The 21,561-nt window shown below is 36.5% G+C and carries 17 protein-coding genes and 1 other annotated feature; of the genes, 2 read left to right on the top strand and 15 right to left on the bottom strand.

From position 1 onward, the window contains the following. Window positions 1-32: 32 nt before the first annotated feature. The 12 genes from IGJ34_RS07695 to IGJ34_RS07640 form a co-directional block, all read right to left on the bottom strand. Window positions 33-1,061: a 3-deoxy-7-phosphoheptulonate synthase gene (locus IGJ34_RS07695; protein WP_430598504.1), complete on the bottom strand. Its 1,029-nt coding sequence runs from the start codon at window positions 1,059-1,061 to the stop codon at window positions 33-35. A gap of 83 nt (window positions 1,062-1,144) precedes the next feature. Beyond that, window positions 1,145-1,387: a binding site (T-box leader), on the bottom strand. 63 nt (window positions 1,388-1,450) lie between these two features. Continuing rightward, window positions 1,451-1,948, bottom strand: a complete 498-nt coding sequence (locus tag IGJ34_RS07690) for a Fur family transcriptional regulator (RefSeq protein ID WP_069653140.1) — start codon at window positions 1,946-1,948, stop codon at window positions 1,451-1,453. Window positions 1,949-2,070: 122 nt separating this feature from the next. After that, window positions 2,071-2,940 carry a CvfB family protein gene (locus IGJ34_RS07685; RefSeq protein WP_430598503.1) on the bottom strand — a complete coding sequence of 290 codons (870 nt, stop codon included), beginning with the start codon at window positions 2,938-2,940 and terminating at the stop codon, window positions 2,071-2,073. 19 nt (window positions 2,941-2,959) lie between these two features. Next, entirely contained in the window at window positions 2,960-3,286 is a 327-nt protein-coding gene (locus tag IGJ34_RS07680) for an AzlD domain-containing protein (RefSeq protein ID WP_069653138.1), read from the bottom strand. Beyond that, the gene (locus tag IGJ34_RS07675; RefSeq protein WP_111247199.1) at window positions 3,279-3,983 is read right to left on the bottom strand and encodes an AzlC family ABC transporter permease; all 705 of its coding nucleotides are present in this window, start codon (window positions 3,981-3,983) and stop codon (window positions 3,279-3,281) included. Before IGJ34_RS07675 ends, IGJ34_RS07680 begins: the two co-directional genes overlap by 8 nt. Before the next feature lie 161 nt (window positions 3,984-4,144). After that, window positions 4,145-6,109, bottom strand: coding sequence for a cell division site-positioning protein MapZ family protein (locus tag IGJ34_RS07670; protein WP_430598502.1), 1,965 nt, complete (start codon window positions 6,107-6,109; stop codon window positions 4,145-4,147). Between the two features lie 157 nt (window positions 6,110-6,266). Further along, the gene (rpoD, locus tag IGJ34_RS07665; protein WP_069653135.1) at window positions 6,267-7,373 is read right to left on the bottom strand and encodes an RNA polymerase sigma factor RpoD; all 1,107 of its coding nucleotides are present in this window, start codon (window positions 7,371-7,373) and stop codon (window positions 6,267-6,269) included. Between the two features lie 70 nt (window positions 7,374-7,443). Beyond that, window positions 7,444-9,354 (bottom strand): DNA primase, encoded by a 1,911-nt coding sequence (dnaG, locus tag IGJ34_RS07660; protein ID WP_206850210.1) that lies wholly within the window; start codon window positions 9,352-9,354, stop codon window positions 7,444-7,446. Window positions 9,355-9,646: 292 nt separating this feature from the next. Next, window positions 9,647-10,534, bottom strand: coding sequence for an SPFH domain-containing protein (locus IGJ34_RS07655; RefSeq protein WP_373681194.1), 888 nt, complete (start codon window positions 10,532-10,534; stop codon window positions 9,647-9,649). A 52-nt stretch (window positions 10,535-10,586) separates the two neighbouring features. Next, window positions 10,587-10,820, bottom strand: coding sequence for a hypothetical protein (locus tag IGJ34_RS07650; RefSeq protein WP_084013189.1), 234 nt, complete (start codon window positions 10,818-10,820; stop codon window positions 10,587-10,589). A gap of 38 nt (window positions 10,821-10,858) precedes the next feature. Then, window positions 10,859-13,195: a cation-translocating P-type ATPase gene (locus tag IGJ34_RS07645; protein WP_430598501.1), complete on the bottom strand. Its 2,337-nt coding sequence runs from the start codon at window positions 13,193-13,195 to the stop codon at window positions 10,859-10,861. Window positions 13,196-13,338: 143 nt separating this feature from the next. Beyond that, a complete protein-coding gene (locus IGJ34_RS07640) occupies window positions 13,339-13,956 on the bottom strand; it encodes a lysozyme family protein (protein WP_069653131.1) in 618 nt (205 codons plus the stop codon). 175 nt (window positions 13,957-14,131) lie between these two features. Between IGJ34_RS07640 and IGJ34_RS07635 the strand changes: the two genes are divergently transcribed. Beyond that, window positions 14,132-14,851, top strand: a complete 720-nt coding sequence (locus IGJ34_RS07635; protein ID WP_069653130.1) for an alpha/beta fold hydrolase — start codon at window positions 14,132-14,134, stop codon at window positions 14,849-14,851. Between the two features lie 10 nt (window positions 14,852-14,861). Beyond that, complete coding sequence (gene mprF, locus IGJ34_RS07630; RefSeq protein ID WP_430598500.1) at window positions 14,862-17,450, top strand: bifunctional lysylphosphatidylglycerol flippase/synthetase MprF; 2,589 nt, start codon at window positions 14,862-14,864, stop codon at window positions 17,448-17,450. A gap of 194 nt (window positions 17,451-17,644) precedes the next feature. On the opposite strand, the gene tuf is transcribed toward mprF, so the two are convergent. From tuf to nagE, 3 genes are all read right to left on the bottom strand, one after another. Further along, window positions 17,645-18,832: an elongation factor Tu gene (gene tuf, locus IGJ34_RS07625; protein WP_430598499.1), complete on the bottom strand. Its 1,188-nt coding sequence runs from the start codon at window positions 18,830-18,832 to the stop codon at window positions 17,645-17,647. A 339-nt stretch (window positions 18,833-19,171) separates the two neighbouring features. Then, window positions 19,172-19,360, bottom strand: coding sequence for a hypothetical protein (locus IGJ34_RS07620; protein ID WP_111247205.1), 189 nt, complete (start codon window positions 19,358-19,360; stop codon window positions 19,172-19,174). Window positions 19,361-19,567: 207 nt separating this feature from the next. Then, the gene (gene nagE, locus IGJ34_RS07615; RefSeq protein WP_430598498.1) at window positions 19,568-21,550 is read right to left on the bottom strand and encodes an N-acetylglucosamine-specific PTS transporter subunit IIBC; all 1,983 of its coding nucleotides are present in this window, start codon (window positions 21,548-21,550) and stop codon (window positions 19,568-19,570) included. Window positions 21,551-21,561: the final 11 nt, after the last annotated feature.

Raw genomic sequence — 21,561 nt, 5'->3', positions numbered from 1 at the left:
TGCATACGAGTATTTTCAATTTAGTAATCAAATCAAGCATGTTCAGCAATATATTTCACTAATGCCTCTGTCTCATCCCATCCTAAACATGGATCCGTAATCGATTGGCCAAAGACTTTCCCATCCGCATCTTGACGACCACTTTCAAGGAAACTTTCAATCATAAAACCTCGTACCCAGCGCTTCATGTCGTCATTCCAAGAGCGATTAAACAACGTTTCTTTGACGATCCTAATTTGTTCTTTATATTGTTTCCCTGAATTATCGTGATTCGTATCAATGACAATAAACGGATTTTTATAGTTACCGGCTTTATAAAGTTCAACAACTTTTAGCAACTCTTCATAGTGATAATTTGGGATATTCTCATTATATTCATTCAAACCACCTCTTAACACAATATGGGCTAATGGATTAGAACTAGATTCTACTTCAAGTCCGTTGAAAATAAATTCTTGTTTTTGCTGTGCGGCATATAATGAGTGAAACAATACGTTTAAATTACCACTAGTTGGATTCTTCATTCCCGTTGGTTGGTCGATTCCACTAGCAACAAAACGATGTTGCTGATCTTCCACGGAACGAGCGCCAACAGCGATATAACTGACAAGGTCTTGAACAAATTCTAAATTTTCGGGATAGAGCATTTCATCCGCAGTTGTCAAACCAGTTTCGCTGATAACTCGATTATGCAAACTGCGTACAGCAGCAATTCCTTTGATTAAATTGCTTTCTCCTTCTGGGTTTTGCTGATGCAATAAGCCTTTATAGCCGTCGCCATTTGTTCTAGGCTTATTCGTATAAACTCGAGGGACCATAAAAATTTTATCTTCGACTATTTCTTGCAGTTTGGCTAAGCGAGTGACGTATTCCATTACAGCATCTTCATTATGCGCTGAGCAAGGACCGATCACTAAAAGAATCTTTTCACTTTTGCCTTCGATTATATCTTTTAATTCCTGATCACGAACGGCCTTTTTCTTGTCTTGTTCGGGCGTTAATTTAGATAATGATTTGACTTGTTTAAGATTGATTGGTTCACTTAATGCCTTAAAGCTCATATGATTACTTCCCTTCATTTTTATAATCAACAATAAAAAATGATCCCAACTAAGATAAAAAAAGCCTCGTCCTCTTCATTTCTGAAAAGGACGAGACCAAATGATCCGCGTTACCACCTTTGTTTTCAATCAGCTTACACTCATTGACTTGTCAGGTACATCTTTATACCCTGCCACTATAACGGATGTGCGTAACCGTCACAGCCTACTCAATTCGGTGTGAAGTTCAAAGAGGAATTCAGATACCTTGGGTTTGTGCGCCTCTCAACAGCCGGCTACTTTCTGTACACCTGTATTATCTTACTAGTTCTTATCAAGACTTTTATTGTTTATTGAAGTCATTGTATGAGATTCCTAAAGACTTGTCAACCTTTTTCAAAAAAGAGTGTCTAATCAACAACTGAATGTCCTGATGTAACAGCATCACTCGGTTGATTTTTCTTTTTTTGTTGACACTCATGGCAAATACCATGGAAGGTTAAGCGATGGTCTTTTACCATAAAATGGTAACGTTGTTCAATCACTTGCTCCACTTCACCTAATAAATCCTCTTCGACTTCTTCTATATTTCCACATTCTAAACATAACAGATGATGGTGGAAATGCTTTGCTCCCTCTTTGCGTAAGTCATAACGTGCTAAGCCGTCATTAAAGCTTACCTTGTCCACGACTTTTAAGTCAGTTAAAATTTCTAATGTTCGATAAACAGTTGCCAAACCAATCTCTGGACTTTTTTGTTTTACTAAAAAGTAAATTTCCTCTGCTGATAAATGATCTTTTTCATTTTCGAGCAATACCAAAACGGTAGCTTCTCGTTGAGGCGTCAGCTTGAAACCAGATTCATGCAATTGTTGTTTTGTTTTTTTTAAAGCAGCAGTAGAATCCATAAATGCAGCCCCTTATTTAGAATGATTTTAATCTAAAATTACAAATCCTGATCTTATATTATAATAAGTATAAAATAACTCTAAAACATTTGCAAGTGATTCTCAATTAGAATAAAAAACAATTATTTTTCTGGCTGATCTTCTTTTAAAATGGTGAATCCAGCTTCTTGAATAATTTTTCCTTGCTTCATCAAATTACCGATTGCACGTTTAAACTGAGCTTTGCTTATACCAAATGTTTGCTTGATCTCATCTGGATTTGATTTATCCGTAAATGGAATTTTATGATCAGAAGCTCTTTCTAAAAAGGTTAATATCATTGCTGCATCATCGCTGATTGCTTCGTATGCACGAGGTTTCAAAGAAATATTCAATATACCATCTGGACGTACTCCGATGACACGTCCGTTCACTTTTTCACCTAAACGAGGTTCTTGGTACCGTTCTGAAGGATGAATAAATGCAATACAAAAATCATCAGTCAATACGAATGAACCAATCATTTTCAAACGATAGACGATGCCACTGATATTCTCATTTTTTAACTCTTCTGTTCCAGGTTTAGCCATAGCTTTAAAGATTTTCTCATCTGCTAATTCGCCCCAGATTCGTTCTTTATTATCAACTTTTAAAGCAACCATTAGCTGATCGCCTTTTTTAGGCCATAATTCACGCATTACAGGTAGTTCATCCAAAGACACAACAACATCCTTATCTTTTAAACCAATGTCCACAAAGGCTCCTAAATCGCGTCTTGTACCTGTTACCGTCCCAAATGCATATTGTCCTATACGAGCTGTAGGAATGATCGTTGTCATCTCCGGTTCTTGTTTTTGATTCATATAACCGAAGCCTTCTACTGCTTCACCGATTTCATGCGTACCTTCTTCTTTCGATAATCGCAAAGTAATGCCATTTTTTTGTAAAAAGTAGTGACTTTCATTCTCGTCGATCACTAATGCTGTAAAAATTTGTGCTAATAATTCGTTCATCCTTTTCTCCTTCTGGCACTTAGCCTAAAAAAATACGTAATAGTGCAATCGTAACAATTCCTACTACAACTGTCTTCATCAAATCCTTTGTACGAATAGCAACAAGTAAAGTAGGAATACAACTTAACGCTTCTAACGTTTTTACTTTAGGAAAGCCTGTTGCCTGAACCTCTAAAATACTCTGAAATAAGAGTGCCGTCAAGATACAAATTGGAATATATGATAAAAAGCGAAGAAACCAATCCGGAAAATCTACTCGTTTTGATATTAAAAAAGGAAAAATCCGTGGAATCCAAGTAACGATTGAACATCCTAAAATCGTCAGTAAAATATAATTGCTACTCATGATGATTCACCATCCCAACTGTACATCCTAAAAGTGTCGCGAATAAAACAGAAAGTTCTGGCGAAAAAAAGCCCATAAATAAATATAGTGACAAACAAACTGTACCTAAAACAATCAGTGTTTCTTTCGTGTATTTCTTCATAGGTCCATCAACTTGTAAAATAAATAATCCTGCAAACATTGCGACTAGGGCGAAATCCAAGCCTAATAGATATGGGTCCGGAATCCACGTCCCCAACAAACCACCTACGATCGTTGACAGAATCCAAGTTAAGTAAGCAGTGATATTCAATCCGTGAGTCCAAGCGGAACTGACTCTATGGTTATTCGACAACGCTGTCATAAGTACACCATATGATTCATCTGTCAAGAGAGTTCCGATCCCGATACTTGTAATCAGAGGTTCTTTCTTAAAATAGGAAGCGACTGACATACTCATCAAAAAGTGACGTAAATTGACTAAAAAAGTCGTGAAAATAATGGCTGAAATCGGTGACTGGATTGCCAACATTCCACAAATGATGAATTGTGCTCCACCGGCATAAACTAAAATCGACATCAGCGCGATCTCAACAAGTGAAAGACCTACATTTTTACCAACTACCCCCACCGCAATACCAATACCCAAATACCCTAAAATTGTCGGTACGCAAGCATTTACACCTTCTCTAAAGGTTATATATTCTCTTTTTTCCATACATTTCTCCTTGTACTGAAATCAATCGTCATTGATTTTTTGATTTAATCCGGAAGGACAACGAAGGTTAAACAAACGTATTTATTCCGATTTAAAAGGTCTGAGATACAACTCAAAGAGTTATGTCTCAGACCCACCTTCCTTCTCAGAAAGCGTTATTTTTATCTTCCTGCGTTTCTTGATGCGTTTCCTTTGAACCAGCCAGTTTTTGCATTGATTGTGACTAGATACTGATTGTCTGATCCATATAAATTATAGTATCCTTCTCCATTAATGATTCTCGCTGGTTGTAAGGAATAGCCGCCTGCAGTGATATAGCCGCGTTCAATACAGGTCGCAATCACTTTTTCCTGAACACCAGGAGCCCAACTCCATGCAGGATTACTCATATCACTAACATCCGCTGCGTTGACTGAGTACACAGGATCCGTGTAAATACCTTGAGCGTTTGGAGATGAAAATGTATTTGAATCTGGCTGCACACCAGTCGTTGTTTCCGCATTATTTCCTTGGTCGTCCGTCGCAGCTGTTTCATTTGTTTCAGCTGGCGTTTGATTTACATATGCTTGTTGTTGTGAAGCAATCGCTGCTTCTGTATCCGTCAATAATTTATCCGCTTTGACCAACGTTTCGCTAAGTGGTTTACGGAGTGTGTCACTTTTTACTTTGTCCACTTCTGATTTTGCAGTAGCATAATTTTCTCTTGTCAAAGCATCAGTCAGTTCATTATTTTTATAAAATACATCAACTGCTGCTTTAGCTTTTTGTAATTGATCATATTGGCTCACAGCTTGATCTGTTGCTTGATTTAGCAATTGATCAAACGCATCTTTTTCTTCACGTTTACTAAGATCAACTTTTTTATCCGCTTTAATGGCTACATCTTTTAATTTGTTTCCATCAATGATTGGTTCAGCAAATAATTCGTTTACTTTTGTAATCGCAGCTTGTTTATCTGTGACTTTTTTATAAAGAGTCTCTAAATTTTTGTAACTGGAATCTTCTTTCAGTGTGTCTAAATTTTCCTTGATAGTCTTTGGCGCAACACTCACCATTTCTGGTTTCAAGAATAGTTGTTTGTCATCTGTAAAATAGCTTTTTAATTCTTTTTCAGTCTGTTCAGCTAATTTTTCTTGTTTTTGCGCGACTTGGGTGCCCGTTGACGATTTCTTTTGTGACTGACTATAGGCAAACCATGAGCCTCCTGCAAGTACAACAACTGCCGCTAAAATGATTGACATTTTTTTATAGTTTTTACCTGTTGTTGTGTTGACAGGCTCAGTTTTTATTTCTTTTGTTGGTGTTGCTTCGTCCAGAGGCTTCTTAAACTGATTTTTAGCAGATTTAGCTTCTTCTGAATCTTTAAAGAAAATAGGTGCTTCATCCATTTCAATCTCTTCAGGCTTTTTACTTTTTGATGGGATCTCGGATGTATCACTAGGCAAAGCTTTAGGGCCAATAGTTTTTGCTTCTGCAGAATTGTCTGCGGGTTTCGTAAATTTTGTAATTTCTTCTTTTGGTATCTGATTATTTACTTTTTCTGTCTCAGTATCCGTCGCTTCTGTTTTTTTATCTGACTCATTTGATTTCACTTCATCTTGTCCTTTGTCTTTTGATTTCGATTCTTCATCAATTGTTACAGATTCCTCTTCTAATTCTGATTTTTCATCGATTTCTACAGTCTTTTTTGTTTCAGTTGGTGCTTTCGAAATCGATTTATCATTTTTATGTTCATTGATGTACTGATCCAAAGCAGCAGTATTTACAAGTTCATCTGTTCTATTATCGGATGAATTAACGCTGTTTTCAGTTTCATCGCCCTTTTCATCTATCTTTTCTTTTTCATCATCAATGGATATTTCACTATTTTTTTCATCCGGTTGTTGTTCATTAAACATTGTCATTACATGGCCAATACTCATATCTTTTAGTTCTGACCATTCAATATTTTCGTTTTCTTCTTTATTCAAAAAATTAGAAGTATCCTCTGTTTTTTTATCTTTGGTATTATTTTCTGGTTTTTTGTCTTCAATTATTTTTTTATCTTTAAAGGAATAACCACATTCGGGACAGACCTTTTCTTGATTGTCTAACTCTGTTCCGCAATTCGGACATTGTTTCGTCATTCATTCCGCCTCACATTCTACACATTCGTAAATCTAATCTACCATAAAATCACGTTTCTTCCAATATGTACTATCTAACTTTTTTGTTACGATTGTTAAAAACAGCCCTTTCCGAAAGAAATCGAAAAGAGCTGTTCAAATGTTTCAAAAAATCTTCTTATTCTAGAAAATCTTTTAATTGTTTAGAACGAGATGGATGGCGTAATTTACGTAATGCTTTCGCTTCGATTTGACGAATCCGTTCGCGAGTCACACCAAACACTTTACCAACCTCTTCCAATGTTCTTGTACGACCATCGTCTAAACCAAAACGTAAACGTAGTACATTTTCTTCACGGTCAGTCAGGGTATCAAGTACATCTTCTAGTTGTTCTTTCAGCAATTCGTAAGCTGCATGTTCAGCAGGACTTGTTGCATCTTGATCTTCAATGAAATCCCCAAGATGAGAGTCATCTTCTTCACCAATTGGTGTTTCCAATGAAACTGGTTCTTGAGCAATTTTCAAGATTTCACGAACTTTTTCAGTTGGTAGGTCCATTTCTGCACCGATTTCTTCCGGTGTTGGTTCCCGACCAAGATCTTGCAGTAATTGACGTTGAATACGGATCAATTTATTGATTGTTTCAACCATATGCACAGGAATACGGATCGTTCTAGCTTGGTCAGCGATTGCACGAGTGATTGCTTGACGAATCCACCAAGTAGCATAAGTTGAAAACTTAAATCCTTTGCGATAATCAAATTTTTCAACGGCCTTCATTAGACCCATATTTCCTTCTTGAATCAAATCAAGAAATTGCATACCACGACCAACATAACGTTTTGCAATTGAAACAACTAATCGCAAGTTAGCTTCTGCTAAACGTTGTTTCGCTTCTTGGTCGCCTTCTTCGATTTTTAAAGCTAATTCTACTTCTTCTGCTGCCGTTAATAATTGAACACGTCCGATTTCTTTCAAATACATACGAACTGGGTCATTGATCTTAACACCAGTCGGGGCAGATAAATCTTCCATTTGGGCTTTTTCAGCAACTTTTTCGTCTTTTTTTAGACTATGTTCACTCGGATCACCATTTTCATCAACGACACTGATGCCAGCATCTTCAACTTTTTGGATCAGCTTTTCCATTTCATCAGCATTCAATGTAAATGGTGTTGCTAATGTGTTTGTTAAATCATCGTAAAAAACATTGCCTTTAGGCTTGTTTTCTTTGATAAAGGCTGCCAATGCAGCTGCATATTTTTTTTCTGTTTCTTTTTCCATGAAAGAAGGCCCCCTTCATTTTTCCATTCGGTTAAATATATAAATAATAGTCAAATACATCATCTGAAAATTAAGACAGTATACGACTTTTTTGCAATTGTTTGACTAGATTTATCACTTCAATCGATAGTTCATCTACTACCTGCTTATTCCCTAAACGTTCTGCTTCTTTTTTTTGCCGTTGTTTTTCTTTAATCTGATCTTCTAAGCTAGAATTTTCGATTACTCTTATAACATCGGCAATTTCACGATCCGAACTCTCTTCAGAAATTGTCTGTAAAGAAATATCAATCGCTAATTTCTTAATCGTTTCTTCCTTTAGATAATCAATAAAATCAGCAAGTAAAAACTCAGAATGAATACTCATGTAACTATCTAATAACAAGTAAAGCTCCTGGTAATGATCATGGGCAAAATTAAACTCTGGCAGCTGAACGACTTGATTTCTGACGCTTTGTTCATTCATTAAACGATACAACAATGTGCGCTCTGCTTTCTCTACTTGTGTCAACGGTAATTTATTTTCGACCGACGGAGGAGTAGTACTCTCTTCTAGCATCTCCGGTGGCTCCAACATATCGTCGATCTCGTAAATTTGTGGCGGTCGTGCTGTTTGTTGCTGGCGTTCCCTTCTCTTAGTAGAGCGTTGTTGCGTTTCTAGCTGCTTTAATTGCTCTTCTAGGGAATGAAATGATAACTGAAACTCTTGTGCTAACTGATTCAAATACCGATCTCGTTCTAATGGTGATTGCACCAAAAGCAATTCTTGCAGTAAATCATTCACATAATCCAGTTGTTCTTTTTCATTGTTCATATTGCGATTTAAACGATGGTAGTGCATTTTAAAACTAAAAACAGTTTCACGACCATGAAGTGCTAACTCGCGAAATGAATCGCTACCGTATTTTCTTAAATACTCATCTGGATCCAGTTTTTCAGGAATACTGACGATACTTAATTGAAAACGACTATGCTCACTCAACAAAGAAATAGCACGATTTGTCGCTTCTACTCCAGCTGTATCACCATCGTAACAAACCACAAGTTCTTTCGCTACACGTTCAAGTTTACGGATCTGTTCATTAGTCAAACTAGTCCCCATAGAAGCGACGCCACTCGTGATTCCTGCTTGCCAAGCTGCGATAACATCCATAAACCCTTCAAATAAAAAGACAGTATTTTCTTTTCTGATTTCTTTACGTGCTTTATCAAAGTTAAACAAGGTATCTCTTTTATTAAACAAATTAGTTTCCGGACTATTTAAATACTTCGGCATATCGTCCCCTGGAAAATCTTCTGTTTTAAGTAATCTTCCTGAAAAAGCTATTACATTCCCACGATCATCAGTGATTGGAAACATGACACGTTGGTAAAAACGATCTAAAAACTCACCATTGTCCCTTTGTATGAACAATCCAGACTCTTTGGATAACTGTTCTGCTACTTCTTCGTTTTGAAATACTTGGCTTAAAAAATCACGTTTTTGAGGAGCAAATCCAATTTTAAATGTTTCAATGAGCTCTTTAGTCAAACCACGCTCTATTAAATAATTTAACGCAGGTTCACCAATTTGCGTGTTCATCAAGACATGATGGTATAAATCCGCAGCTTTTTTATGCAGTTCGATCAATTTTCGATTCTGTACGTTTTCTGATGCCTCTGACTCCATTGTATTGACCCAGTCGATATTGACAGGTATTTGTTCTAATTCAGCCACTCTTCGTACGGACTCTGGAAAAGTGATTCCTTCTATTTCCTGCAGAAAATTAAAAACAGTTCCACCTTTTCCACAGCCAAAGCAATGAAAAATTTGCTTGTCTTCTGCTACTGAAAATGAAGGGGAACGTTCTTCATGAAACGGACAAAGACCCATATAATTCTTACCGGATTTCTTCAATTGAACATATTGTCCAACCACATCAACAATATTCGTACGTTGTCTCACTTCCTCGATGACTTCTTGAGGAATTCTTTGTGCCACTGTTCTCACCTCCAAAATAGCAAAACGCTAATTTATGCGATAGTCAGTAAAAAAGCACTGAAAACTTCAGCGCGACTTTCAAAAGACACAATTACACATCTTTCATTGTATCATACTAAACATAATTTTCAAGTAAATTGCACTCTTATTTTCATAAACCTTGGATTTTATTAAAAAAGGTTTACATAAAATAAATATGGTAATCTGAATTAGTTTAAGAAAACAAAAAAACAGATAACGTTCATCTGCTTTTTCTGTCAATTTTGTAGATTACTCCACACCATATTTATAATTACTCTTTACTATCTTGTGCATCCCACAACTCTTTAACTACAGGAATATTCCCTAGTTCTGTCATGTTACTTGGTAGGATAACTGTATTTGTGTCACTTCTAACAACTTGTTTAAATGCTTCTATTCCCAAATATGCCAAGGCCTGTTCATTTAAGTCACTTTCCTTAATTGCTTGATTCAAGGCTAAAATGCGCTGTCTCTCAGCTTCTGTTGTTATACGAATTCTTTCTGCTTCAGCATCCGCATCAATCTTTGTTCGTTCAGCACGTGCTTCGGCATCAATTTTCGTTTGTTTTGCACGCGCTTCAGCATCGATCTGCATTTGCGATGCATTCGCTTCAGAGTCTAATATAATGGATTGTTTTCTACCCTCTGAAATTGTAATCGTCGACTCTTTATCACGACTGGCTGTAATCAATTTATTCATTGAGTTAACAATTTCATCGGATACTGAAATTTCACCGATATTAATACGGTCAATCGATAATCCGTAACCTGCTGTAATATCTTTGACGCTTTCAAATAAGCTTACGTTAATCTCTTCTGTTCCATTAAGCACTTCATTCAAGTCCATTTTCCCGATGATTCCACGTAGATTTGACTGACAATCTTGAATCATAGATGTAACAGAATCTTCATTATCATAAACAAATGCACGAACATCCGTCACATGATATTTGATTGCTTCATCAACCTCTACGATTACGTTATCACGAGTAATCACACTTTGTGATTCGATTTCCAAAGGCGTTTGTTTCAATGATACTTTGCCTCTTACTTTGTAGAGTACCGGAATTAGAAAATGTAGTCCAGGATCGATTGTTTTAACATATTTACCAAAACTTTCAACGATTTTTACTTCACCTTGCTGGACAATGATCACCATTTTTGAAATAAGAACCAAAATTAGAACAAGAATAATCATAAAAATTAGAATATTAAGGATTATCAATATAATTCACATCACTTTCGAATAAGTAGTTGTTTACAGTTACAAATAATTCGGTACTTGAAAAATCCACGACTTCCAACATCGCACCCTTTTCAGGGATGCCGTTTATTACACGATACATGTATGGACTGCCGTATATTCGGATGACGCCGTTAAAATTATCTGTTTGGGACCGAAAACATTTTCCGATAGTCTTGCGCATTTGATATTCTCCGCTCATAAATACCTCTCCCTATTTTCCACACTTTTTACTCCATTTTAAAGATCTTTTATGGTTTTTCCTGCACGTTTCATTTGGAAAAGACCAATCACGATTCGAACAATAATATTAATAAGCATCATTACTGCAAAAATCGGTAATGTCTGATGATTTAAGAATCCTACTTCTAAAATGCTGTGAAACAGCATCGCAGCGACATAAATACCTCCAACAGTTGTAACAGCTAGGAAAATTCTTAATGGATTAAATGGCAAACACGCACGAACAACCGCCATACAACTGATACCGATCAATAAGTAATACATTAATGTCGTTGTCTCCATTTGCGTAAAATCCTGGTTTTGTCCCATCAAATAAACCGCAACGATATTTAATATGACTAAAACCGCATTAACAGATGCATTTCTCAATGCCGTCGGTAAGAATTTACCTCGTACTTTTCGTTTATCACTTTCAAATGATAAGAAGAATGCAGGATACCCTTCGATTGCCAGATCGATCAATGTGATTTGAATTGGGATGAAAGGAAATGCAATTGTTGTAAACACACAAATCATTGATAGAATAAATGAATAGATTGTTTTGATAAAAAATACACTTGCAACTTTCGTGACATTGTTCACAACACGTCTACCTTCAAACAATACATCTGGCAATGTTGTGAAATCAGAGTCTAACAATACTAAATTTGAAATCTGTCTAGTTGCTCCGTCCCCTTCTGCCATCGCAATACTGCAATCCGCTTCTCTTAAAGCGAGAACATCATTAACGCCATCCCCTGTCATTGCAACAACATGACCATTATCTTTTAATTCACGAACGATTGTCCGTTTTTGTTGAGGTGTTACTCGACCAAAAACAGTGTAATCATGAACAGCTCGGCGTATATCTGCTTCTGTTTCCATCGTTGACATATCAATATAAGACTCATAGCCGAATAATCCAGCACGACGAGCAATATTAGAAACTGTTACAGGGTTATCTCCAGAAATAACTTTTAAGTCGATCCCTTCTTCACGTAAATATGCTAACGTTTCATTGGCATTTTGACGAATTGGATCATCGATTTCTAAAACAGCTAATGGTTCTAAATATGGCATATTCTCTTCGTCCAATGGCATGTTTTCCGCAATTCCCAACATCAACACACGGTAACCATTCTCTTGTGCTTCAATCACTTCTTTTGGCAAACGGTCAACTGCGACTAGTTTTTCAGGTGCCCCAAGATAAACAGTCCCTAATTCGTTAAACTCGATTGCACCCCATTTTCTTTCAGATGAAAACGGTAAAGTCTTGACGGCACCAAAACGATTGGACAATTCAAAATGATCTCGAATGGCCTGCATCGTAATATTGTTGTCTGTACTTTCAGCTAGATAACTACCGATAATTTGTGGAAAATTCTCATGATAGTTTGCATGTAAAACTTCAACCTTTTGAACCTTCATTTTCCCTTCAGTGATCGTTCCCGTCTTATCCAGACAGAGTGTATCAACATGAGCTAATGTTTCAATTGAATACATATCTTGAACAAGAATACGTTTTTTGGCTAATTTTACAACGCCTGTCGTTAGCGTGATACTGATCAATAGTACCAGCCCTTTTGGCAACATTCCAAGTAAAGCGGCGGCTGATGCAACTACTGACGCTTCTATACCAGAGTCACGAATCATAAAGCCTTCTATAAATAAAATGATCCCCAAAGGAATAATCACTAAACTCGTAAATTTAGAGACTTTTCGAATTGAATTGACCAATTCAGACTGGATTGGTTTGTGGACTTTGGCTTCTGCGGTAATCTTGACCGCATAATTATCGGCCCCAACATGGATCACTTTCCCATATACTTGACCACTTGCTAGAAAACTACCAGATAACAAAATATCTCCCTCAGTTTTCTCAATCAGATCTGATTCACCAGTCAATAGAGCTTCATTGGCTTCGGCTTTCCCATCCAACACTTCCATATCAGAAGGAACTTGCTCTCCAGCAGAAATCACAACAAGATCATCCATCACTAATTCTTTGGTATCGATTTCTATCTCTTTGCCATCACGAATCACATGCACGCTTTCTTTAGCTACAATCGATAATTTCTGCACTAAATTTCTAGCATGGATTTCTTGATAAATTCCCATCCCCATATTTACTAAAATAATCGCTAAAAATGCTAAATTGGAATAGGCTCCAACAAAAAGCAGACAAAGTGCGATGCCAAAGTTTAAAAAGTTAAACAATGTCATGACGTTATCGTAAACAATGTCCTTAGTTGATTTAGCGACATTTTCTTCATAGTCATTTTGTAGTCCTTGCTTTTTTCGTTCCTCAACCTCTAGTTGAGTCAATCCTTGTTTCAGATCAAACTTATTTGTCATGGATTCGGTTCCCTACTTTCTCCTTGTTAAAAATACATCCTCTTTAGTTTACTTGTTAATAGAAAGAACTTCAAGAAAATCCTTAAGAATTCGCACTTTTTAGTAGACGATATTCTTAAGGATCATTGTTTTTGGTATTTAAATTACTTTAGCCACTTTATAAACTGCTCATTCATCCTAACGATATCAGCATAAAACATATTGCCACCGTTACTGTATAGAAATCCACCATTATAAACAAGCGCCTGTGGACGATAGTAACGATACGTTTTTTGTTCTGTATTCCCTAATAAAGGAGACAATACTTCCTTTGAGTATTCTTCTGCTAAACGAATCGAATTTTTACCACCACGTTCTTTTACAAATGAAATGTAATCTAAGCCAAAGTTATAGGCTTGTACTGCTGTCCATATGTCACAGCCAGCCTCATTGGCTTGATTGATTGACTGGGCTAAAAAAGCCACTCCTGCATCAATGCTTTCTTTAGTCGTTCCAATCATTTGTCGTTTGCCATACGCGCTTTCACTGCTTTGCATCAAATCCTCCGTACGGCCTTTTGATTCCGTGTAAATAATTGCTAATACTAAGTTTTTGTATTCGGGAATATTGTTCTCTTTTACTGCTTGTTCTACTTCAGCTTCGTAAGTCGTCACTTGCTGAACATTTTGGCGAATCTTATAACCAAAGTATCCTAACCCAACAATTAGTAAGAGAACTAGCAATAGTACTATTCTTTTTGTGAGTTTCATCAATTTGCCCATTTTATCATCCAAACTTTTTGTGAGTAGATTTTATCATACTTTATTATGTAAAAAAAATCTAAAAAAAGACTAATTCTTTATTATTCTTTAATAAAGTACTCGAAATCATTTTATTCGTTTCAGTTTGAAATATGAGCAGAAACCGATATACTAAGAATAATAAGGTGGTAACGGTATGGAAAAACAAAAACGAACGCTAGTCACAGCAGATAATAGTCTGATTTATTATGAAATATCTGGCAAAGGATTTCCTTTATTTCTTCTTCATGGGAATGGCGGTAGCGGTGACTATTTTGAAAAACAAGTACCTGAGTTTAGTCGCTATTTCACAGTGTTCACTATTGATAGTCGTGGACATGCACGCTCAACGAACACTAGCAATAAACTGACATTTGATCAGATGGCTGAAGACCTATATTCTGTCATGGAACAAGAGCAGGTTGTCAAAGCGAACATTATTGGCTTTAGTGATGGCGCTAATTTGGCAATGGTTTTCACTAAAAAATATCCTGAAAAGATACACCGTTTAGTACTAAACGCTGGAAATACCGTAGTAAGTGGCGTCTATTCCCCTATAAGGATAGCGACAACAATACACTATATTTTCCTAAAATTTGTTGCCTTATTTAATGACAAAGCCTATAAGAAGCTCCAAACTGTTTGTTTAATGATGCGTGATATCGGCGTTTCTAAATCAGATTTACAGCAGTTCTCTGCAAAAACCTTAGTTATTGTAGGAAAATATGATATCATCAAACGAGCCCATTCACTTTATCTAGCAAAAGAAATACCAAACGCTTCATTTGTTTTGGTACCAAAGCAAGGACATTCCTTTGCGAAAAAAGACCCCGAAACATTCAATCAAGAAATTTTAACATTCTTACAAGAAAAGTAGGTGCTATTAAATGAAAAAAATGCTTCAATGGATCAAAGATCATGCTAGTTACTTTAAAACCATCTTTATTTTTTCAGTAGTGATAATTGTTTTTAGAGAATTACTTTCTATAGGAAAAACAATTTCTTTCGATCAACTCGCTGATATTTTTCAAGATCTTGCGCTGTGGAAAATCGGATTGATGTTGTTGATTGGACTAATCGCTGTCTTTCCAATGATCGGTTATGATGTGATTCTCAACAGAATACTAGAACAAAAACCGAAAAAGTCCTTTCTCATAGAAACGAGTTGGATGATCAATACTATCAATAATATCGCTGGGTTTGGTGGATTAGTCAGTGTCGGTTTACGATCAGAATTTTACGGAAAAGAAAAAGATGGCAAAAAGGTCGTTAGAGCCTTGTCGAAAATCTTGATTTTTCTCATGTCTGGTTTATCAATCTATAGTTTGATTGCTTTTCTCTTAGTCCTGTTTGGTCATACAAATGATTACTTGCAACAATATTGGATTTGGCTGATAGGTGGCAGCTTATACTTTCCAGTTATTTTGATTACAAGTCTGATCAAAAAAGATGAGTATATTGGAGATATCGACAATAAAACACGTATAGGCCTTATTTTAACGTCCTTCTTAGAATGGACAGGAGTTTTAGGCAGTTTTTTATTAATCGGTCAATTAATGGGCATTCATTTAAATCCACTTCAAATTATTCCGCTATTCATTGCGGCGTCTGTCATCGGGATCGTCTCTATGATTCCAGGTGAATTGGGTAGTTTTGATATCATGATGATTGTTGGGTTATCGGCTTTAGGCGTCAACCGAGAAGTGGTGATTGCTTGGATACTACTCTATCGTCTATTTTATTACATTGTACCATTTATGATTGGGATTCTCTTCTTTATAAAAAATCTAAGCCATAGTTTAAATACTCGTTATTCTGGTATTCCCAGAGAATTATCAACTGAATTAGCACACAAATTTGTCGTTTTTCTCATGTACTTTTCAGGGATCATGATTGTTCTTTCTGCTACAATACCCGAAGCCTTTAGCCAATTTGATTGGTTGAAAAAATTAAACCCACTTTCGTTTCATATTATCACGCAACTTCCTGCTATTTTATTAGGATTTCTATTGCTGATCATGGGACGAGGTATTGCGGCCAGAGTCAAACGGGCATATTTACCGACAATCGGGTTAATAGTCATCACATTAGTTTATACGTTTATCAAAGATTTTAGCTGGGGTGTTATTGTTTTCCTAGGCCTTCTGCTAATCATAATCATTTTTTCAAAACGAGAACTATTCAGAGAACAGTTAGTCTATTCTTGGGAAATGATCACTGTAGATGGAATTATTTTTCTAGCGTTAACGATTTTATATGTTGTGATTGGTGTTTATAATTTACCAACATTCCCTCACCATAAGCATCACTTTATTTCGTTCTTTTTCTTTCCGTCAGAAAAAATTTGGTTTTCTGGCTTGATTGGTATTCTGCTGGTAACATTATTCAGTTATCTCTTCATTCGATATCTTGAAGGGAAACGACATAAAATGGGCATGCAATTAGACGAAGAACGTGCCCTTGCTCTTTTGAATACTTATGGTGGTAATACGGATAGTCAGCTGATTTTCCTTAAAGACAAGGATATGTATATCTACACAGATCAAACTGGTGAAGATACGGTGATGTTACAATTTAAAACACTTAATAATAAGTGTGTCATCATGGGTGATCCTTCCGGGAAAAAAGAAGACTTTTCAGTAGCGATGGAACAGTTCATTAATGAAGCAGACCGCTGGGGTTATCTACCAGTTTTTTATGAAACTTCTGAAGAAATCGTAATGTTCTTACACGAATTTGGTTATGACTTCATAAAAATGGGCGAAGAAGCGCATGTCGACTTACCGAATTTCACATTATCAGGGAAAAAGATGAAAAGCGAGCGAGCTGTTATGAATCGTTTTGCAAAAGAAAATTACCGATTCGAAGTATTGCAGCCACCCTTTTCCAAAGAATTGATGTTGGAATTAAAAGAAGTTTCAGATGAATGGTTAGGCAGTCGAAAAGAAAAAGGCTTCTCATTAGGCTTTTTCTCTGAAAGTTATTTGCAACGAGGACAACTGGCCGTTACGAAAAATCAAGAGGATCAAATTGTCGCTTTTGCCAATATCATACCGACTTACACCAAAGAAGAAGGTACGATCGATTTGATGAGATACAGTAAACAAGCTCCTTCCGGTGTGATGGATTACCTCTTTATTTCATTATTCAATTATATGAAGGAGGAAGGGTTTACTTATTTTAATCTCGGTATGGCACCATTATCGAATGTTGGAACATCTAGAAAAAGCTTCTTTCAAGAACGAATTGCTTATCTAGTCTACGAATTTGGGTCACGCTTTTACTCTTTCCAAGGATTGCGTGATTACAAAAATAAGTATGCTTCTGAATGGATATCTAGATATACACTTTACTCAAGAAAAAGTTTTATCGCTTATGTGATGATTGCTTTATTGATCATAGATAATGCCCCGATTGAAAAACAAAAGAAAATACACGGGGTTCGTCGGATTCTTAGAAATAGGTATCAACGATAAATGAATAAGAGGAGAGCTGAAATCATTCCGGCTCTCCTCTTATTTTGTCACTAGTTCAAATTCGCCATTCAGACATGCTGTTCCCGGAATACTGACTTTGTGTGCTCCGTTGACGTCCCTCATAACTTGAAATGGAACAGTGCCTTCTCTTTTAACATGCCATTCCTTAAAATAATTATCGTCATCCGTTTTTGCTATTTTTCTATTTCGGTGACCATACCAGATCCAACAGTCCGTCCGCCTTCACGAATAGAAAATGTTGTTCCTTGCTCAACTGCGATTGGATGGATCAATTCAACATCAATTGTTATATTGTCTCCTGGCATCACCATTTCAATTCCCTCTGGTAATTCAACCACTCCTGTTACATCCGTTGTCCGGAAATAAAATTGTGGGCGGTAATTTGTGAAGAATGGTGTGTGTCTTCCACCTTCTTCTTTTGTTAAAACATACACTTCCGCAATAAATTTTGTGTGTGGAGTGATAGAACCAGGTTTTGCGATAACTTGTCCACGTTCAATTTCATCACGAGTAATTCCTCTCAAAAGAACACCAACATTATCTCCAGCCTCACCATAGTCTAACGTTTTTCGGAACATTTCAATTCCTGTTACCACGGCTTTTTGCGTAGTTGGTTTTATACCGACAATTTCGATTTCATCCCCAACACTTACTTTCCCTCGATCGATCCGTCCAGATGCAACTGTACCGCGACCAGTGATTGAAAAAACATCTTCCACAGGCAATAACAATGGTTTATCTGTATCTCTTTCTGGAGTAGGAATATAGTTATCCACCGTATCCATCAACTCCATGATTGCAGCTTCTGCAGTAGAATCACCTTGTAAAGCTTTTAAAGCAGAACCTTTGATGATTGGCGTGTCATCTCCTGGAAAATTGTATTCATTTAGCAATTCACGAACTTCCATTTCAACAAGATCGATTAATTCTTCATCATCAACTAAATCTATTTTATTAAGGAACACAATCAAATGTTTTACCCCTACTTGGCGTGATAAAAGAATATGTTCTCTTGTTTGTGGCATAGGGCCATCTGTTGCTGATACTACCAAAATGGCACCGTCCATTTGTGCCGCACCTGTGATCATGTTTTTAACATAGTCAGCGTGACCTGGTGCATCAATATGAGCATAGTGACGAGCCTCTGTTTCATATTCGACATGCGAGGTATTGATTGTAATGCCACGTTCACGTTCTTCTGGAGCTGCATCAATACTATCATAGTCTTGTGGGTTTGCTAGGCCTTTTTTTCCTAGTACTGTTGTGATTGCAGCAGTCAATGTAGTCTTTCCGTGATCGACATGTCCGATCGTGCCGATGTTTACATGTGGTTTACTTCTGTCATAATGTTGTTTTGCCATTTTACAAACCTCCTATTTTCTTTAAAGATACAGTTGAAAGTCAATCGATAATTGACCATCCCTGACCTTTATAGTGCTATTATATTCCTTTTAAAAGAATTCACAAGTTATTTGCTTACTATTTATAAGTAAAAAAAACAATGGGAAAAAATAGCCTGGGACATAACTAAAAAGGTTATGTTTCAGGCTATTAGTGACCGAATAAACGGTGGGCGCAGAAGCAACTCCTTCGGAAATAAGCCGAAATTCACAAAAATTTGAAGAGTAATTTTTGTGAATTCCTTCTTATTTTTCGGAGTTAAACACTTCTGTCCCAACCTATTCTACTTATTCTAGTGTTTATTTCTTATAAAACTGATCCATCTTTTTCTCAACGATTTCACCACACACATTCGCAAACTCAGCGGATAATCGGCGAAGCTCTATACTATCAGCTAATGATAGATCTTTGACTTGAGATTTTTGAATTAACGTCAATAATTGTGCTGTATTTTCTTTCATAACAGTATCACCTTCATTCGCTATCAATCACTTACTCCTATTAACTAGAGAGTATTCACTTAACTATATAATTTTCCAAACACTTTTTAGTATCAATTTTATTTATTTTAAAAATGATCGCGCTATTTTTAAAAAAATAATAAAAATACTAATACATTAACCCTATCATAGAAAAATAATATTGCAACAATAGAAAAAAACTATCCAAGGGAAATACCTTGAATAGTTTTTTATTTATTTTACAGTTACGTTACCAATTGACTCATTAGCAGAAACTGTTTGATTTGCGTTCGTTAGAACATAACTTTCAACAACATCTTGATTTGTGAACACAACAATCAAATCAGATTTTTTACCAGCAGCTTCTAAAGCTACTAAATCGATTGTTGCGATTTTATCGCCTTGTTTCAATACTTGACCTTCTTCAACGTGTAAAGTAAAGGGAGCACCTTTTAGCTCAACTGTATCTAATCCCATGTGTAACAATACTTCAATACCAGAATCTGTTTGGATTCCTAAAGCATGTTTTGTTGGAAAAATACTTGTGATTTCACCTGAAACAGGTGTTGTTACTTCACCATCCGTTGGGATAACAGCAAAACCGTCTCCCATCATTTTAGCTGAGAAAACATCATCTTGAACTTCTGAAATTGGAATGGCTTTTCCGTTTGCAACAGCATATAATTCAGTTTCTTTTGCAGTTGCTTTTGGTGCTTCTGTTTTTACTTCAGGCTTTTTTACAGTTTCACTTGCAACAGGAGTTGCGCCATTGCGGATTTTATTCATTTCGTCTGCTACAAATTGCACTTCTGTCCCAACGATTACTTGAATATTTGTATCATCAATTACTTTCACACCAGGAACGCCTGTTGCTTTGATCTTTGCTTGATCAACTTTGCCAGTATCGCTAACAGTCAAACGTAAACGAGTTGTACAGTTATCGATTGATGTAACGTTAGCATCCCCACCAAGTCCTTGGTAAATTTTACTAGCTAAAACTGCAAATTTATTATCGCCAGTTGTATCGATATCAGGTGTCTCTTCGCCGTCACCTTCTTCACGACCAGGAGTCATCAAGTTAAATTTTTTGATGGCAAAATCAAATACAAAGAAGTATAGAACGGCCATAACTAACCCTTGAACAATCAACATATAAGGTTGATTGGCAATCGGATTACGTAAGCTTAACACAAAATCGACTAAACCAGCACTGAAAGCAAAACCTGCTGTCCAGTGGAAGAATGCAGAAATGAATAAAGAAATCCCAGTCAAAATTGCATGTAAAACGTATAATGGCCATGCTACGAACATGAATGAAAATTCTAATGGTTCAGTGATACCAGTAAAGAAAGAAGCAAATGCTGCTGCAATCATCAATGATGCAGTTGCTTTTTTCTTTTCTGGACGTGCGTTGCGGTAAATTGCATAAGCGCCTGCCGGCAACCCAAACATCATCATTGGGAAGAAACCAGCTTGGTACATCCCTGTGATTCCTTTTTCGCCAGTACCAGATAAGAAATTGCCGATATCGTTGATACCTGCTACGTCAAACCAGAATACTGAGTTTAATGCATGGTGTAAGCCAGTTGGGATCAATAAACGGTTAAAGAATCCATAAAGACCAGCACCTACCGCACCTAATTTAGAAATAGACTCACCAAAAGTCACTAAACCAGAGAAAACAATTGGCCACAAGAAGAACAACACGCCTGAAGCGACTAACATTGCTAAGGCTGTCATAATTGGAACTAGTCGTTTACCACTAAAGAAGGATAAAGCCATCGGTAATTTCACTTGGCTAAATCGATTGTACATTGATGCAGCGATTAGCCCTGATAAAATCCCGATAAATGCATTACTAATTTTAGCAAAAGAAGGATCCACTTGTTCAACTGGGATACCTTTCATTGCGCCAACTGCCGCAGTTGAAAGTAACGTTGTTACAACTAAAAATGCAACAAGTCCACTAAGTGCTGCAGCCCCATCTTTATCTTTAGACATACCTAATGCTAAACCTACCGCGAATAAAACAGGTAGATTGTCTATAATTGCACCACCAGCTTTAACTAAAAAGACAGATAGAAAATTTGGATCACCTAAACCTGTCATTACGTTTGGATCGATCCAATACCCAATACCCATTAAAATTGCTGCAGCTGGCAATACCGCTACAGGAAGCATCAACGAGCGTCCCATTCTTTGCATATACGCTTTCATTTTTTTCTCTC

This window comes from Enterococcus sp. AZ177 (assembly GCF_050544585.1).
GTDB lineage: Bacteria > Bacillota > Bacilli > Lactobacillales > Enterococcaceae > Enterococcus_L > Enterococcus_L plantarum.
The sequence above is the reverse complement of the archived record's forward strand: the minus strand, read 5'-3'. Positions and strand labels throughout refer to the sequence as shown.